The 18,186-nt window shown below is 41.7% G+C and carries 9 protein-coding genes; all 9 read right to left on the bottom strand.

Annotated features, from left to right (window positions below; genetic code table 11):
* Nucleotides 1–61 precede the first annotated feature (61 nt).
* A complete protein-coding gene (locus BLR32_RS07305; RefSeq protein WP_089830150.1) occupies nt 62–4,495 on the bottom strand; it encodes a WGR domain-containing protein in 4,434 nt (1,477 codons plus the stop codon).
* A 138-nt stretch (nt 4,496–4,633) separates the two neighbouring features.
* Nucleotides 4,634–5,167 carry a hypothetical protein gene (locus BLR32_RS07310; RefSeq protein WP_089830152.1) on the bottom strand — a complete coding sequence of 178 codons (534 nt, stop codon included), beginning with the start codon at nt 5,165–5,167 and terminating at the stop codon, nt 4,634–4,636.
* A 486-nt stretch (nt 5,168–5,653) separates the two neighbouring features.
* On the bottom strand, nt 5,654–5,905 hold the full coding sequence (locus tag BLR32_RS07320) for a hypothetical protein (protein ID WP_089830156.1): 252 nt from the start codon (nt 5,903–5,905) through the stop codon (nt 5,654–5,656).
* A 170-nt stretch (nt 5,906–6,075) separates the two neighbouring features.
* The gene (locus tag BLR32_RS07325; RefSeq protein ID WP_089830158.1) at nt 6,076–6,828 is read right to left on the bottom strand and encodes a hypothetical protein; all 753 of its coding nucleotides are present in this window, start codon (nt 6,826–6,828) and stop codon (nt 6,076–6,078) included.
* 902 nt (nt 6,829–7,730) lie between these two features.
* Nucleotides 7,731–8,123, bottom strand: coding sequence for a hypothetical protein (locus BLR32_RS07335; protein WP_089830162.1), 393 nt, complete (start codon nt 8,121–8,123; stop codon nt 7,731–7,733).
* Nucleotides 8,124–8,537: 414 nt separating this feature from the next.
* Entirely contained in the window at nt 8,538–8,921 is a 384-nt protein-coding gene (locus BLR32_RS07340) for a hypothetical protein (protein WP_143011382.1), read from the bottom strand.
* Between the two features lie 4 nt (nt 8,922–8,925).
* Complete coding sequence (locus tag BLR32_RS07345; protein WP_245705376.1) at nt 8,926–13,266, bottom strand: DUF6443 domain-containing protein; 4,341 nt, start codon at nt 13,264–13,266, stop codon at nt 8,926–8,928.
* 81 nt (nt 13,267–13,347) lie between these two features.
* Nucleotides 13,348–16,833 carry a hypothetical protein gene (locus BLR32_RS07350; RefSeq protein WP_218124157.1) on the bottom strand — a complete coding sequence of 1,162 codons (3,486 nt, stop codon included), beginning with the start codon at nt 16,831–16,833 and terminating at the stop codon, nt 13,348–13,350.
* 80 nt (nt 16,834–16,913) lie between these two features.
* On the bottom strand, nt 16,914–17,912 hold the full coding sequence (locus BLR32_RS07355; protein ID WP_089830170.1) for a hypothetical protein: 999 nt from the start codon (nt 17,910–17,912) through the stop codon (nt 16,914–16,916).
* Nucleotides 17,913–18,186: the final 274 nt, after the last annotated feature.

Below are 18,186 nucleotides of genomic sequence, written 5' to 3' on the forward strand. Positions count from 1 at the left end.
GCCTATAGCAAAAAGAAGCCCGGCTTCTTTCGAAACCGGGCTTCTTTTACAAATACCTAGATTATAACTTTACCTTCTCAATATACTCGTCACTTAATAAGCCGTTCTCTCTCAGCTTCAGTTTTTCGATCTTAGCCACCACCTTTTCCAGGTCCTTTTTATAGCCAGGATCAAAGCTCATAGCCTTATGCAAGAGCAAGGCCTGGGTTTCATAGAAAAGATTTAATACATCCTTTTCCTCGATTGGTGCTACCGTCTTCATGGTTGTTTTGATATGCTTAAGCCCTTCTTCTACCCCTTTCAGATCTGTTGCCGTTTCATAGCAATGGTAGGCCAGATTATTATGAGCGCTACGTAACGCCGCTCGGATAGGATTAAACTCTTCCAGGTAATCCCACAAAGTGATCTTACTTAATTCGGCAATGGTATTACGGCATACTGCAAGCGACTCCTCTTTCCAGCCAGCCTCGTAAAGCGCGTAGCGCTGGTGATCCCATACAAATGCCCACAGCCTCATTTCAGAACATTGCGCATCCCTGAGCAGCTTTTCCGCCTGGCTGAGTATATCAATTGCCTGGACATAATTTTTATCCTGTACCAGTAGGGACGCCTCCTGCATCTGCCTGCCAAATTCTTCCTGGCTGAATTCGTATACCCCCGGAACATCCGGTAGCTGGAAGTTAGCATAAGGATATGTTAACCAGTCTTCATCCTCTATCTTTTGCGCTTTGGCAATGTCCTGCGATTTACGGTAATATTCAGTGGCTTTGCTGGCATCTCCTTCCAGGAAGTAAGTCCAGCCGAGATAGTAAACCGACTGATGAAGGTGTGAGGCATCAACATTCTTAGTAGTTTCTATTGCTGTTAATTGCTTCCTTGCCTCGTCATACTTCTTATCGATGATCAGTCCCAGTCCGCGGTTCACGAGCAGATAATCCAGGGAAAATCTGTTTTTATACTTTGCCAGAAGCATTTCGAAAACGGCACTATACTGCGCATGCGGAATATATTTACTCAACTTGCGGTCACTCAAAACAGCTCCTGCACAAAACGCTACCGTGCGCAGTTCAAGGGGTACAAATTTTATGTTGGTAATATCCCTTCCGATGGCAAGCTCACAAACCTTCGCCGTACGCATGGATAAAGGAACATATTCAAGGGCCGTACCATAATCCATAGAGCAAGCCTTTTCACACATCTCCTGTGTCATAAAGTGTTTCGGCACAAACTGGAAATCATATGAATCCTTCTTTACTGCAATATCACAGATCCTCTGTGTCAGATATTTCTGAGGTACGTCATAGATACGTTCACTGGACCCGGATCCATTGGCGGTAATGGCCTTAATGATAAAGTCCTCATCCCAGTAACAGGCCCATACCTTATCAAAGGTGTCATAGTCAAACTCGGTCTGTTTAAAATATTCATCCTTCACTTTGCTCCGTTCGTCCCAACCAGCAGCTGCAGCCTTCTGAGGGAATCCTGGTAGCTGCCCCAGATGTTTCCCGTAATAAGCATAGCTCTGCTTGTTTATCCGCTCAACATCGATATGATCGAAGATGCTCATGCCATATTTCTTTACGGCTTTTCCCATCTGTTCCAGATCTGACTGGGATCCAAATCGCCATCTGTCCCTGTCGTACAATTCAACAATAAAAGGCCATTCGGGGTCCTGGCTATACTTTCCGGCAGCATACTGGTATATTTCTGTATCCACCAGTCGTGGCGGTATGTTTTTAATCACCTGAACACCCAGGTCAATGGCCTGCTTAATGTATTTATTGGTATAGTATTTTGAAGGCAGGTCCTTGCAGTGTGTATCCCTCAGATTACCACCGGCAATAAGTGCAATATTCATCCGCTCATCTCTGAATGCAGCAGGTACATGGTTATAGTTGTATTGACTACCGATCACCGCGCGGAAACACAGATCATAGGTTAATTGTTCCTTTGGCACATATGCAAGGTCTATGCCATGCGGATGGATCTGGTAGATCTCTTCTGACAGGAATTCAGCGGGAATCTCATTATAAAAACAAGGTTCCTCACGGTTTACTGCCAGCAGGATAATGTCGGGTGTATATAGTTCCCGTTTGAAAAGCACGATCACCCGGCCTCTTACATCATAATCTCCCTTTGTCTTATGTTCCAGCAATGCCTGTAGCATGTCTCTCGTCCTGTATTGCTCAGGTATCGTTATTAGTTTAGCGCTAAGCCATTCGTCGGGGAATTTACTGGTCTTCTTATACATATCCGGACCGTATTTACCCAGCATGTCGGTAAAGAACTGATCCCAGTATGCCTGGTCTTTGACTGTCGATGTAGCAGGCTGTGTATCCCAGTTCACTGTTACCGGGTCTCCGTACACATAGTGAAGACTGGTATGTTGCGTATAAGGTTGTGCCCTGATACTCTTTTCTGCCGCCTCTTTGTAGAACTTGTCTGCTTTTTTATCTTCCCCCTGGAGATGGTAGACCAATCCCAGTAACCAGTTATTCGTAAAAATGCTTCTCGCGTCAACCGATCTTTCCAGGTAGCTTTTAGCTTCTTCGAGTTGCTGTTTATAGATAAGCGCCTCTCCTATTACGCGCAGGGCAAAATATGCAGATTGGCTCTTTTGCAGGGCTTTATTTGCCAGTTCGATCGCTTTATCATATTCTCCGATCTGCACAGCGGATAGGGCAGATTCTTCCATGCAGGCAAGCTCGTATTTAACTTTCTCAGGAGTATAAGGAATGCCTTTGGCAAATATTTCCATAGCCTGTTTATAGGCCTTCTGCTCGAACAGGCATTTACCGGCGTGATAATAGGCAAGGTAATAAGCCGGAGATTTTGTGATAGCCTCTTTGAAACATTGATAAGCTCCGGTAATATCCTCCTGATTCTTCAGGCGCAGTCCTTCCCGGGTTAGTTTAATACCTTCCGGGGTAACGCCTTTCTGTAAAACAGGCTGATTGTTCTTCAGCGCTTCGTAGACGGACCGTATACTGATGTTCAATGTATCATGATGGGATTCTTCCAACGTATAACAGAACTCCGGAACGAATGCATAAGCATAATCATGCCAGGCCAGAAAGGCATTATCTGTCACATAGGATGACAGTTCATCATAGTTGTACAAGGCGGTAATAAGCGTCTCTGGTGCAAACTCAAAACAGCCCAGATCATAGAACCAGGAAAAGAAGTACGGCGCATTAATGCTCCGGAAAGGCATAGAATGTACCACTTCATCGTCCTCTCCCCAGGCAGAGGCAACATACCGGATGGTTTCTGTACCTATTGTTTTCTGAAAGTATCCCAGTTCCAGGTAGTCAACGGTAGTATTACCGGTAACATAGTAAGCATAGGAAGAACTAATCTTCCCCCTTATGGTCATATTACCACGCACCACAAGAAGATCAATATGAGCCTGTGGAATTGCCAGATCGCCTTCAATATGCAGATCGCCGTCGCAATAATAAATAGCACTACTATATTCTTCAAAATACTCCCTTTCACTTTCGTAATTGCTGGCATAAGAGTTATCCTCGTCATCCCAATAATCTGATAAATGTTCAACGTTCAGGGCTTCAAGTACTTCACCATATGAGACAGCTTTTAAGCCATGCTTTTCGAGGAAGGCCTGCGTTTCTTTATTTTCGTCCTCCTCTGTTTCCGTTTCGGGCTCAGCTTCGCTTGTATTACGGGCTAGTGCTTCGAAAGCCGCTGCTCCAATGATTGATTTCATTGAAGCCTTTGCCTCCAGCACAGGTGATAATGCCTGGGCAAAAGCCTCGTCACTGGTATTTCTTAACGCCTGTGGGAAATGAATACTCTTTATCGTTCCTAATGGATCACTGACAAATATCCTCATCGCCTCCCCGTTGATGATCATCCCCAGGACCCACCAGCATTTCGATAAGTAGCCTGCTTCCTCGTCAATCAGTTTGAATTTGCACCTGTAGAAATGCTGATAAAAGTTCAGTAAGCCATGCAGATTGTTACCATTGACACCTTCAGCGTTATAACAATATACTGTGCAAATGAAATCATCTTTACTAAAAAAGAGAGAGCCTTTCTCCAGCCAGAAATCAACGTATTCCTCCGGCATCTGAAAACCGGCGACTGCTTCCATTTCTTCAATATTCTCGTCTGTTACATCAACAGTCTCCAGTTCGCCGGGATAATTGCCGTCAGCCAGATGCCGGGCGAGGGCCAGCAAGTCCACAAATAAATGTTTAGGAAGTGCATCGCTGGCTGTTTCGGAGATACCTGCCAGGGTGCTAACTGGTTCATCGCTAGCATCTTCGGCAACCTGGCTATAACCTTTCTTCACTTTTTCAGCGATCAGCTTATCAGCAGCCTTTCTGCATTCCTCTTCTGATGTGTATTCCTTGGTTTGGGTTTGTCCCTGGGTACCAGCTTTACCAAAATAAACTGTAAACTGGTTTCTGTTAATTTCAATGTCCCAGAATTTATTGGAATTTCCGTCCTGGTAGATAAATTTGCTTCTCATGTAAAGTCTTTATTGTTCCTGTTGTTACCATTACCAATAATGGGCTACGTATAACCAGCACAGTATATTTGGCAAAGGGGGCTTATTGGTCGGCTAAAATAGTATAAAAGTCTAAATGATAGTATTTGTTGATTCACATCAACGGATAGCACCTATTGCATTCTTCAACATGTCATTGGCTTCAGCCACTATCTTCGGATCTATTTCAGAGGTTTTATTAGTCAGCCTGAAAGTGGCTTGTTGTCCCGTAAACTCCATATGCATCATCACATTTCCGCTTCCCCAGAAATAATCATAAATAATGGCAACACCTTCATCGCCTGCTTCCATATAACTTGCAATACTTTTTAACCATGCCAGCATCGGCAGGATTTCCGTATAGTTCTGGCTGAAAAGTGCGATGGCGAGCTCCCATTCCCCCTCTTCACTTACCTGTTCACGCGTTCCTGTTTGTGGGTCAGACAGATAGGAGTCAACGAGGCCACGATTTGTCTTTATCCAGGCATAGACAGGGACTTTTGTCAAAGGGGATTTGGAATGCATTTTACGGCTATTCCACCAGGCCGTCCAATCCTGGTCTATTTCCGGAGGTAGCGGCTTGTCCTGAAAGAATCGGTTAAGGTTTTCCTTATTGGTTTTGATTTTCAGGTAGAGAGAGCGAGGCTCTGACATAGGGTTATATATTAAATTGGGTGTAATATATGGGGAAGTTTTTGATTTTGCAAGGTGGGAGCTTGTGGGAGAAATAACGGGAAAATCCTGCTCAAATCTAAAGTATAAACCTTCCTAATATCAAACTACAACTTCCTATTATTATAAGTAATAGAATCATCATATTCACAACAACCTTACCTATCAAATCCTGACTCTTATTATGATTCGTAAATTTGCCCTGAGTCGTATTCACCTTTTCTATAAAATATGGCCTGATCAGCTTCGGAACGTAAATAATGAAAAGTACCATAAAAGGAATCAATATAACATAATAGAGCCCCCTCAACAGTTTAACGGAACAGAGCATTACCGTTGGAATTACCATTATAAGAGCAACTGCCGTAAGTATCCTCACACGGCGACTAAATGGGTCATATGAGTTTGTGTAAGTCTTGTATAGATAGTATACCAAATAATCTATCATATTCTATATATAACTCCCCCCTACATTATATTTACCGGTTGGCCTTTATATCGGGCCTCAAACTTGTTTTTCTCAGCAAATATTGTAATCATTGTTTTTTTATTTACCACTCCAACAGCGATGTTCAAACTGCAGTCATCTACTCCAATTTCTTCGTCCGAAACTGACAGTTCAATATTTTCATTGGATGGCAAACGAAAAACATCACCAATTGGTTCAAATATGACGCTCATTTCAGTGTCTGTGGTATTCGTGAGTTTAAACTTCTTCATATATCAGTTAATGGTGTAAATCCTTTGAAACCATAATAAATATAACAGCACAAAACAACAAATTCTTTATTAAATAGTATACAGGGAGCTAACGGAGTAGTTTCTTCTGTCAGGCAGAGATAAAGGAGATGATTCTTCTGTGCACAAACTGGTTCTGTTCAATCCCAAACTCATCTGCCCCAATCCACCAAAGTCCCGAAGCTTTCAACCGCCTCCCTGGTCAGATTTACTTTTGATTCCAGGTTAGCTTTATCACCCTGGTAAATGCGAATAATACCATTCAACAGTGCTGATACAGACGCTATATCTTTCCGTACAAGATCAACATAGACAATTCTATCTCCATTATCTCTCCGATAACCAAAATATTGACGGTAATACAAGGGTAACTCAACATTCGCATAAATTTTGTGCAGTTTGACGATCTGTTCGACCTGTAACTGCAAGACCTGTTCTGTTAATTCTATATCTTTGCAGCCGAGCTCAATATCTACAATGTCCTCGTACTCTACAGTATGACCATAGGCTGCTTCCTTGTGAAATACAAATCCCTGATAATCCTTTCCCTCGCAGAGAAATGACGGCAGCTTTTCATGCATATGGTTATATATCCAGATAACATCCTGTGCTTTTAAGGTCAGATCACACATGAGCGCTTTATCACTTGCCGTTTTAAACGGTATTAAAGGATGGTCTAAGACATTCAGCTTGTGCTCGATATGTTGAGATTTCAATACAACGCGGAGATTTTTGTAGAAATCATCAGCGGTTTGAGGTGTTACATAGCCCTTTTGCTTGTCAAATGCAAGGGGGGTAAATTCGAAGTAAGTATTGGTAATATACAGCCACCAGCAAGCAGCAGCGATGCAAATGGCTAACAATGAAGCGATAATAGAGATTTTAAGTACTCGTTTCTTAGGCATAGGTAGTGGGATTTCTGGTCAATAATAGGAAAGTTTTTTTGTACTTGTTCCTCAGTGTTGCCACGGAGCAATGTTTTCCCTATTTTGTGTCTTTATGACGAATGAAGTATTTGAGGGCTTTGTATCAAAATGATGTTAGGATGTACTTTTAGAACTGGAGATGCAAGGCGCTTCAAAAATGGTTATAGAAAATATTCATGGAAAATAAAAAGTATTAAAACCCTTCCTGGCTTTCTATTTTCCCTATAGCTATCGACTATTATCCCAAGTGAATAATATACGCCCCGCCAACAAAAGCGGCATAATAATAAAACTGCTTAATATTCTATGCCAACTGCTGTTGGAATTGATAAGCTCCATTCAATTTATCAACAGATACTTTAAAGCGATGACGCCGAAGACAGCTAACGAAAATACCGACTGTTTCTTTAACCCCATATACTATTATTTCATTGTTTTGCTTCAGTTAGCCTTAATAGTTTTAAAGACAGTAAAAAAACTCGCAAAAGTAGCATGACTGCTCATCGTTAGGGAAATAAGCTGCAAGCACCTTTAGTAGTTTATTTACATGCCCTTCGTTGTCACTGGGCTATGTTCTATTTCCTGGTGCAAAATTCAGATGTAATATTAACCCACCAAAATAAAAAATAACCGTGCCTATCTTCAGTTAGCAGGATAAATTAAATCTTGGAGGATGATTTCCATTGACGTCAGAACGAGCATTTTTCATACCTATTTTATGATCAAGATCTTTCCCTTTAAATCCCGGTGTATTTCACAACACGCTTTATTCAGGGATCTAAAGTCAAAAGTGCTATCAAATTCATCCTCACCTTCCCATAAAAAGGCATTAGCCACCTTATCCTTAAACTGTATAAACAAATCATTTCTAAAAACTGACATCATCTCTTTGTTCCCCGCTGAATTGCAAAATCTTCGAGAACACCAATCAAATAATATAAATCAATTAAAGAAGGATGACGATAGTTAAAATCATCCTGAAGCAGCAGATCAAAATTGGAAAGGCTGTCTGGCTTATTCTGCCAATCGGAGTGATTGATCCATTTCCTTATATTTTCATTATCAAAAAAACAAGAACTAGTGTTCAAAGTAGTCTGTAATGACGGTAGATTGGTAAATAACATCATGTGGCCGGTTTCGTTAACCAACCATTTATCAATATCATTATCAACCAGGTCAGTTCCCCATACCGTAAAATAATGGTGCCCTTCATAAATAACTTCTATCAGGTACTTACGATACTCTTCCGAAACGATATTTAATAGTTCTTCCATATTCAAATTTACTGGGGGCTTTTACCTCTAAACCATTTAATAATACTTCCATTAAGAGCTCCCTGGCCATGTGACATATCTTTCCCTGTTAATTTATCTACAAAATCCTTGTCTCCTTTGCTTAAAGAACTGAACGCCGAAGTTTGAAGATATGCTCAACCTGTACCTGCAGGAGCCGTTCTACCATTTCTATATCTATAAGCAGGGAGTCCGTTAAACTCCCTACTTAATTACTTGCCTACAAAATGTCATACAGCCTTCATCACTTTCTAACATAAACTAATCGATCTAAAGTCAGCAACACACTCTAATGGCCGGAAAGATATCCACGATAGCGGCAGGCTACCAAAGCAGCTTCACGGGAATCAGATATAGTAAAACCGATAAAAACGGCAAGGCCGGCAGAGACGCAATTTAAAGCTTCCTGGTAAACCTATTTCCTACTTGAAGAGATTTGGGAAGGCAAAGATAGCTACCATTTGATTTTAGCTCATTTCCTGATATGACATATTCCACGGTTTTAAAATAACATTCAATATCATTCGGTGAAGAATTAGTAAGGACAATGGTATCATTCTTACTAATCCATGTGCCTATAAAATTAAAACTCTTCATTTTTTTCAGCCTACTATCCTTCTTCTTATATGTTAAAGTAAACGTTCCTTGTTCCTTCAATTCCAGTTCCCATTGTTTTGTTACCGCGTAATCATAATAACTAATGACGTCTTCTTTTGAATACACCTTCTCTATTTTAGACTGAAACAAAAATAACATTGATAATAAAACAAAAATTTTCATCCTATCATGGTTTATATGGTGTAACTATTACTGATGTTTTCGGTATATACGATGATCCATATATTGTATACTCATATTCTTTGGCACGTTGCAATGCGCCGCGAGACTCTTCAGAATAAGGTGTATATACATTGTTATAGATACGCATCGCGGTATAAGAAGATCTCTGACCCCAATAAGAGCCGGTAACAGTCGAAAGCTCGCTTCTTATTTGATTACCAATTCTATCTGGTAAATCTATAAGACCAAAGTTACTTTGAATTAAAAAACCATGCGCGGCACCTCCACCTACTTCCGTATGCCGAAATTCGTGTAATGACACCATCCCATAACTGGATGTAAGCGGATTCAAATCGGAAGAAGTACCTGCTACCATTGCATCAACTTGCTCTGGATTAATTGTGATATTATTTCCATTCGTTTGCGACGACATTTTAGTAGAAAAGTCAATTGTTGTTTGCCCTTTTCCTGTCACCATCTCCATAACCTCTTTTCTGCCAGTCTCACTATACTCTCCCTTCTTATTGCCTTTAAATTCGACCTCTCCAGTTTTTTTATTCATACCCAATTTCACATTTCCTATCTTACCCCACTCCTTCATGGTTCTTTTAGCCAATTCTGCACCGCTAACCTTTTTGCCATTGACTGTTAATGTTTCATTACGTGATGCTCCAAAGCTAGTCGTATCACCTAAGAAATCCGACTTTAGAATGGGGTTATTCCCCATAGCAGCATAGAGACTTAATCCATCTTCGGGTTTAGGATCTACTTGCCACCATCGCCCTATTTGTGGATCCATATTTCTATAAAACGCATCATATTGATTAAGGTCCAGATCAACTGAATGCTCTATTCCATTGAATTCTTTCCTATTTTTAGCATAATCAGTTCCTTTTAACGCATTCGTAGATATTCCAGCCATTGTCAACCCATACGGATAATAATGCGTCTCCTCCAACAATGGACCACTATTCACTGCCAAAACAACATTATCAAAGAACACATCTTGTTGGCTCTCATTGCTTGTATAAACATACAAAAATCCGCTCTGTTCCACCGCCATTTTCTCCACTCCTAACTCCTGTAGCTCATCCGGGCCCTCCTTCACCTGCCTTACCCCACTATTATCCTCCACTAATTTAAAATCATCATTGAATAAAACAAAGTTCAAATATGCCTTCGGACGGTTTGACTGCCCATTGTCCTGGTTCTTCTCCTTTAAACGTTGATAATTACTGTTATAGAAATCCGCGTTGAAAGGCGTATTGTTAGCTATTGCCTCAGAGCCATGCGACCCCTTTTCGCTTCCTATACCCCCAAACGCCTGCACAAGTCCCGCTATCATATCTTCTACCGGGGCATTTCCCTTTTTATCTGTTGGACCCTGGGACTTATAAAATGCTTTCGCCTTGATTTGAACGGTATCACCGGCCATTACCCGTAATACCAATGAAGGACCTATCTTCTTCCCTCCTGCTTTCGCATTCAACTTCGCAGCAAACTTATTCTTTTCAGTAGTCTGGTCTGTAGGATAACCAGAAGGTACTTCTGCACGGGTCTCCTCCACATTGCTGAACAGCGCTACTTCCTGAGCCGCTAATTCTGTCTCCATTGTGGCAGCATACATTGTAAAGTCTGTCTGGTCTGTCAAAACCGTTCTTACATTCCCCAGGTGATCCTTCTCAAAATAATCATATGCATATTGCACCGCCTGCCCGCTTTTGTAGACAGGGCGGATACGACCTTCTTCATGACTAATCAGCTCGAGACTGTCTTGCTTATATACAAATGGTCCCGCATAGTCAGTTACAGTTGTCTTGGAAGGACTACCAGTATTATCCAATACAGTTTTACTTAGCTTGTTACCAGTGGCATCGTACTGGTAAGTAATTGTCCCCTTGCCGGCAATAGTGATCACTGTAGGAAGATTCAGATAATTGTATACAATTGAACTGATATGCTTATTGGAATCAGCCACCATATTGCCATTTGCATCATAGAAATAATCATTACCACTGTTAGTTCCATCAATAAAATCTCCCAGTTTCGCAGATGCGGTCTTTGCAGGATTAGGATCAGCAACCATTGCCAACTTGTTACTATTAGTTAAGTAGGTATAGCTTAACCGGTCTACCGTATCAATTTTTGTTCCTATCATTCCCTTCTGCCACATGGATTTAATATTACCATTAGCATCATAAGTCAGATTACTAACCGTAAAGTCCTTTTTATCCTGCGCCCAGCTACCTCCATTCTTCTGAGTGAAGTATGCACCTGTCAAACGATTAGCTTTATCGTAACTATAACCATAAGCCCAGGCACTATCTGCACGGGTCTTCCATTTCACACCAGATATGTTGCCGTTATACAGACTGGAATCAAATCCATAATCATAGCTCAGCTCCTGGCCGAACCAATTAGATGTACTCGCTCCGCTGTTTACAAAGTTCTTGTTGATGCCCTGTAACCAACCGCGAACATTATATGTATAGTTTAAACTGTCTATTACACTATTAGAAGCACCTACACCTAAACGTTTCAGCTTCAATTGCCCCAGCTCGTCATAATCGTTTACTGCAATCACTCTCGCCTGGCTTACATCATCATTTAACTGTTTCTTCACTGTAAGCAACCTACCACCATGGTCATATGTCATACTTGTTAGTAACGTAGTTTGCGGGGTAATGCTTTTAGGATTCTGATGACGAAGGTACGTTGCCAAAGCAACACCTTTGAAGTTGTATAAAGTTGACAATATGTCCCTCCCGCCCAGATTGTTTTCACTTACCACCTGAATAACACGGCCCTTATCATTATAATAGGTAGTCGTCGTTAACCATTTTTCTGTCCCAAGCACTCTCACTTTACCACCGGTCACCATACCACCGACAACATTACTTACCGGCAACTTCTCAGGATATAAGGTGTCCGCAGCCAATAACTTTCCAGTATCGTTGCCCACAAAAGCCAACTTTCCGGAATAATTATAATTATCGTAAAAGGTATATGTCATTGGAGTCAACGCCGATGCGGATATACCAGGCAAAGGATTTGTGGCGGTAATCAGGGTAGTATCACCAGCCGCGGCCGGATCAATCTTTACCTCTGTTTCACCTCCGCCAGAATCAAATCCATCCAATATAGTGATGCTATTGGTAGCTGTATATAATGGACTTCCATCGTGGCTATACAAGGCCAAATCCGTTTCGGCTGGCGCCACATAAGAGATGGCCTGAGACGTAGATGCCGAATTCATGCTCGCCTGTAAGGCCTCCCTGGTAGATGTCTCCTTATAAATAGCCGTCATTGTAGGTCGGTTCAATTCATCATAAAAAGTCACCAGCCATTCCATAGGAGATTTCGTCCGTTGAATGGAATCTTGCGTAAACACAAGCCTGTCCCGTACGTCGTACACCATGAACGCTCTACCAGCACCAGGCACCTTTTTTACCACCATACGCTTCCTTCCATCATACTGATACTGGAAACACAGCTCATCAGCAATAGCAGTACTTATTGTCCAGGCACCTTTTATCGCCTCCACAGCCAATGGGGGTATAACAAATCGGAGATTCCCAAGATCATCAAATACATAATAAGTACATAACCAACCTATATGTCCTGTACCTGGAGTGCCCGCTATCTGCACCTTTTTCAATACCACCTGTCCATCCTTATCCTTATACTCCACCACCTGGCTGCCTTGTTCATCTATAGTCACATTTTTCTGTAACTGGCCTGCGGCATAACTACCTGTGCTGGTCGGTATCCCGGTTCCGATATTCCACAATCTCACCGAGTCAGCAACAGCGTTAATTTGGTACCGCATTTCTACAGGACGGTTGGCCCAGCTATTGCCTGCTGAGTAGGCTTTTAATGGCCTGTTAAGCGGAGATTGCTCAAATTCCTGCTGACTGTAATAAATATTCTCACCTATGACTCCCGGATTAAGCACGCCATTTTGATAAAACGCTTTCTGCGCATTAAAAGGGTCTGTTTTAAACTTCCCATCGCTCAAGTTACCTGATTGCTGTACATAAGGAAGGTACTTGTATTGCTCTCTTCCAAATGCATCATATACTACAGGAGCCACCAGATCCTTTCCGCTACCACTGGTTCCCTTGGAAACCGTCTGTATAGGACGGCCAAGGCCATCAAAATACTGTGTCGTCTGCTTAACTTCACGTACTTTTCTTGCTGTAGATATAACAGCAGCTGTATCTGTTAACGGCATATCAGGTTCCCAGCTCCGGACATAACTAACAGAGGTGGTGCTATATGCAGCAGGAACTGTAACAGCAGTTGCTGTACTACGTGTTCCTCCGGGTTTATTTTGGGCTGACAAAATATTGGGGACTATACTCCCAATCAAAAATCCTGCAGCAAGTATAAAATGTCGCATAAAATTCATATAGGGATCTGATAACTATTTTGTAATGGATGCCTGGAACTGGTAGTCGTATTGTTTCAATACTCTGCCATCCACATCTTTAACGACCTTTAATCTGCCAAAATCATCATATTGATAATACACGAACTGGTTATTCTGATCACACATCGCGGTAATTCCATATAAAGGTTGATAGGTGAAAGTGCTCATTAACACAGAAGATGGATACAATCTTACATCATCGATGATCACACTTCCCTGCACAGTTACTGTTGTGGCTCCAGCAGGTATTATATGCTCGAAGTAAGTCCATCCATTCCTCGTGGCACCTTTTACTGCGGCGACACCATTGACATTCGCTGCAACAGTCTTACTCCAATAGGAGACTTTATAGGATTTACCAGATGAAAGGCTGCTTTTCGAAATCGCTCCTGCAGTAAGATTGTATACCTTTCCGCCGGACAATGCCGCAGCATCAGTAGAAGGCGCTCCGCTGTAAGACCAGTTTCCTTTGCCATCCTCATCGAATCCGCTATATGCGATCTCACTTGCCGCCGCATTCTTTACCTCTGCTATAACATAATTTCCCTTATAACCATATATGTATGCCTGAAGAAGATCATTTACCTTATTCTGCTCATTAAGAAAACCTTTTGCTGTATACTGGCTAAACGAAATGAGTTTCTTAAATAAAGTTGTGTCCCTGTTGAATAAGGCGGGATTGAAAGCCGCAACTGAGGTTGAAGGAATAATATCAGCACTGTTAAATGCTGCTATCCCCGTGCTTCTCAAACCTGAAGATAGTTGCGTATACTGATTAACATATCCTCCCGCGAGGTACTTTGTCGTTCCTTTTGTCTTCCAGTTTTCAACCGAAATCTCAGGGCTATACATGTTCTGCGACTTCATTGCAGCAGCAACTGTATTATTATACTCGTAGGGATAATAAGAAACCTTTTCGATCTTCTCTCCTTTGCTGTTCGAACTTGTAACTGTCTTAACGTTAAACGCAGTATCATAAGCATAGCTCACATCGGAAACCATGCTTTGACCATTACTGTACTCCGTAGTCGTAGTCTTAACAAGGTCTTTTCTACCAGCTCCAGGAGTGAAAGTGCGTGAAGCATAGTATATCGGCTGCACTACCTGGTTCCATGAGGTGATCCCTGCCGATTGTCCAACCCGATATTCATATACTACAGGAGATAGAGCAATTGAAGTGAAATTCAATAACCTTGGTGTACTGTAATAATAATTATCCAAAGATGTCTGGTACTCATTGACTGTCACCTTTATAGAATCATTGTCTTTATTATAGATCACCTCCTTCTCCAATTGTCCAAAGCTCCAGTCGAAATACGTAGGCGGTGTAAAAGGGAATGGATTATAACCAGCCAATCCACCCGGAGTATATGAAGTGAAATAACATTCCTTCTTCCCGTTACTCAGACCATTATTGGTATAATTTTCCACCACTCTGCTGTATGTAACCGGACTACCATTAATTGTAGCCAGCGACTGAGTGGGCGAACTGGCTCTGGCTATATAGTTACTAAGGCCATACCCGTTGTAATGATTATTTGCTGGCAGCAATTCAGCACCATTAACATCAATACCTTCATAAAATTCATAAAATACATGATATTCATATTCAGGTAGAACACCCAGAGTACCAGAAGATACTGCGCTGTTCTTTTTCACATATTCATATGTTCTGGCATTGGCTGGCGTCGCATTGATCCCATCATAATCTTTTATGGACTTTACTCTCAATCCCCCGATATAAAGATCCTTTCTAACCGTTATCGTTGTATCGGGATGATTGTTAAGCTGTTCAATCCTTTCCAACGTCATATAATTATCGTAATCCATGCTTTGCACATATACAGCAAGCGAATAATTACCTGGCTGCATAAGACCAATTGTAAAGGGATTATCTTCTTCCTGCCAGGATCCGGTGCCATTAATATTCAATTGTTTAATGATCTGGTTCGAGCTATTCTTAACCTCTACCCGAAAATAACAGGGACTTCCTAAGCAGGTACCGTTCTGGAAAATCTTCAAGTTAAAGGAGCAAGTAGAACCAGGATCTCCACCAAAGGTAAATGGCAAGATCCCCGGCGTACTAGAACTAACATACAAGCCATCACTAAAACTTCTTTGTTTCACAATCGTATAAGTAGTATCCGACAACCTCGGATCTTCCGCCATATTGGCCTCCATTTCGAAATCTGTATACCCATCTGTAGGGTATTTCATTCGCGTCAGAGAACCATATTTCACTCTGCCAGGATCAGTAGAACGGGTACCGCCTGACAAGGCCGCATTATCTTCCTTAACGTAATACGCAGGAATCATATCCTGAGATGGATTGTTGTTATAAAATCCCCAGTGGTCCTGTTCATTGCTGAGAAAAGCCGGCAGTGAACCAGTGTAAGTAAATTCATATCCCGCGCTTTCTCCAGAAGCACTATATGGCGTTACCTTTTTTAAGGTTAGCCTATTAACAGAATAATCATGATATAAATTATACCCCCTGGAAAACGTTCCGTCGCTGATACTGATCTGCTTTAAGCGATATAATGAGGACGTGCTGACTTGATCCGTGCGAAGAGTTGTATCATAAATAAAACTTATACTTACCTGATTAGGGAAATTGATCTTCTTTAATCTTTTCCCTGTGGTAATAACGGTACTATACGACGTTTCGGGTGTATTCTTTCCTGGCGGTATACCACCACCTATTGCATACGAGCTGGTCACAAATCTACCTGCTGTATACCGGCTAAACTCATTTTCATATTCCAGGGTTATACTATCTGTGGAAAATGGAGCGACTATTTTTGTGAGATACCATGCCGAAGCATGAACATGAAAGTTAGCGGCTGACCCGTCATCAGAACGTTCTATTGCATCAAAAATGTAACGGGCTCCTTTTTCATCAGTGATCGTAAATGCCTGTATTTCATCTGAACTGATAATCTTTTCTACTTTCAGCTTGTTGGAGGTAAGCATGAGAAAATCGCCATTTCTTCCAAACATGAATTTCCCTGACCTGCCCCCAAAATTAAAATTGAATATGTCATTCTGCCCATCATAATTATTGGTAGCCACCCGTCCAAAAAAGTTAGGGTAATAGTTATTATAACAATCATTACCTACTCCCTCATCTAATATAGCAGGGGCATTCATGAACCCGTAGGTGGTAACCTCATCCTGTATACCTCTTCGTGTTCTCGTCACAGCACCACCGGCATTCAACACCCAGCTGATGCCAACATCAGAGGCCATTTCATCTACCCGTACACCGCCTGCATGATAATCCAGTGTCACATCCAGGTTAAGCGAGTTATCGCTGTTGCGAAAGCTATATAGCGGTACGTTGATCTGCGGAATACCGGTTGCTAAACCTACCGGGATATCTCCAAACTTACCCAAAGCTGCCGCATTGGGAGCCGGAGGGGTGATTTTACTCAGAGAGGGTTGGTCACTAACACTACTTTGTGCCGATAATCGGGCCACATTACACATCCAAATAGCAACAATCAGGCAAATGGAATAAACTTTTTGCTTCATATATAAGTCTACGAATCAAGAATATCTTACTTAGTCTCCTCCTTCTCGAGAGCGTTTATCTTCTTCTCTAACTCTATCACATGCAACGTCAACTCCTCAATCTTCTTCAACAACAACTTATTCATCTCCGCTACATCTATCCCCTCTTTCTCCACTTCCTTCGCAGAAGGCACCTCCGGTAAATGATTATTCTTCTTCACATATGCCTCCAATTCCTTTAACGGCATCAACTTATAGCTCTCCCCAAACACATAATCCGGCCAATTAGCAAATGCCTTCACCTGTATCCTTGTAAACATCGCATCTCCGTTAACCGCCAGCTTATACCCTCTCGTATCGGTAGTTCCAATTCCAACATTGCCATTCACTGCATTCCGTGCGCCTGCCAGGATAACATCTCCATTTGACTTGAAAACCATTGGGGCAATATATCCACCCGTTATTGCTCTGGTGGCGTAAAACTCAAGGGTCGGACCAGTCAGATCATTGCTGAAATAACCATCCTTTCTCAAAGAAACCAGCCACATGTTCGGTTTACCTGAGGCTAATCCTGTTGTTGTCTTTATACTAAATTTCAAGTCTGAATATGCAGCAGCATCGCCATCACTAATCATATTTATTGCACTCCTGGTAGCGCCCATATCTATAGTCACCTTATCAGTTGCCGCCGCAGTACCTATACCAACATTCCCCCCTGTTGTCAACGTCCCCTTCATATTCAGATTACCATTGTTATCAAGGGTCATCAGCTGGTCTGTGTCTGTAGTATAGTCTATAGCACCATTATCATGTGCAAGCCAACGAAATTTAAACCCAACGCTCTTAGGTCCAAACAATCCGTAGTTTATAGAGGCGTTGGACTGGAAAATGAATCCAGACCTGTTATTGGACGTAAACAAACCTGTAGTAATGGTATTTGTGTAAGTATTAGGAAAATCAACGGTAGTAAAGGTGCCCGTCGTTTGTCCGTTTACGTACAGAGATGACAATAATACTGCTGCTAAACTTAAAAGTCCCTTATTCATGGTATATAGTTTGTATTAAAATGTAAATATGCTGAGCTTCGCCTGTAAAATGACTGTCCCGGGTTAACACACTCGTCTTTTACGATAAGTACCAACAAGGTTATACAGATTATTATAAGGAGACTCACAATAATCCGGTAGTTCGGTTATATAGGCTAAGATCTAAATTGAGAATTATGACTATGCTCGAACAAAGTATAGGAAACCTACGATTTAGGTATAGGGCAACATCAAATTTCAACCAGCCACAAAGGTGATAAAATGATGCGACAAA

This window comes from Chitinophaga filiformis (assembly GCF_900102545.1).
In the GTDB taxonomy this organism is placed as follows: domain Bacteria; phylum Bacteroidota; class Bacteroidia; order Chitinophagales; family Chitinophagaceae; genus Chitinophaga; species Chitinophaga filiformis.

Bases quoted from the DNA above. Each gene is read 5' to 3' on its own strand.
- BLR32_RS07320 (WP_089830156.1), bottom strand. From the start codon at position 5,905: ATGAAGAAGTTTAAACTCACGAATACCACAGACACTGAAATGAGCGTC.
- BLR32_RS07355 (WP_089830170.1), bottom strand. From the start codon at position 17,912: ATGAATAAGGGACTTTTAAGTTTAGCAGCAGTATTATTGTCATCTCTG.
- BLR32_RS07340 (WP_143011382.1), bottom strand. From the start codon at position 8,921: ATGAAAATTTTTGTTTTATTATCAATGTTATTTTTGTTTCAGTCTAAA.
- BLR32_RS07305 (WP_089830150.1), bottom strand. From the start codon at position 4,495: ATGAGAAGCAAATTTATCTACCAGGACGGAAATTCCAATAAATTCTGG.
- BLR32_RS07310 (WP_089830152.1), bottom strand. From the start codon at position 5,167: ATGTCAGAGCCTCGCTCTCTCTACCTGAAAATCAAAACCAATAAGGAA.
- BLR32_RS07325 (WP_089830158.1), bottom strand. From the start codon at position 6,828: ATGCCTAAGAAACGAGTACTTAAAATCTCTATTATCGCTTCATTGTTA.
- BLR32_RS07335 (WP_089830162.1), bottom strand. From the start codon at position 8,123: ATGGAAGAACTATTAAATATCGTTTCGGAAGAGTATCGTAAGTACCTG.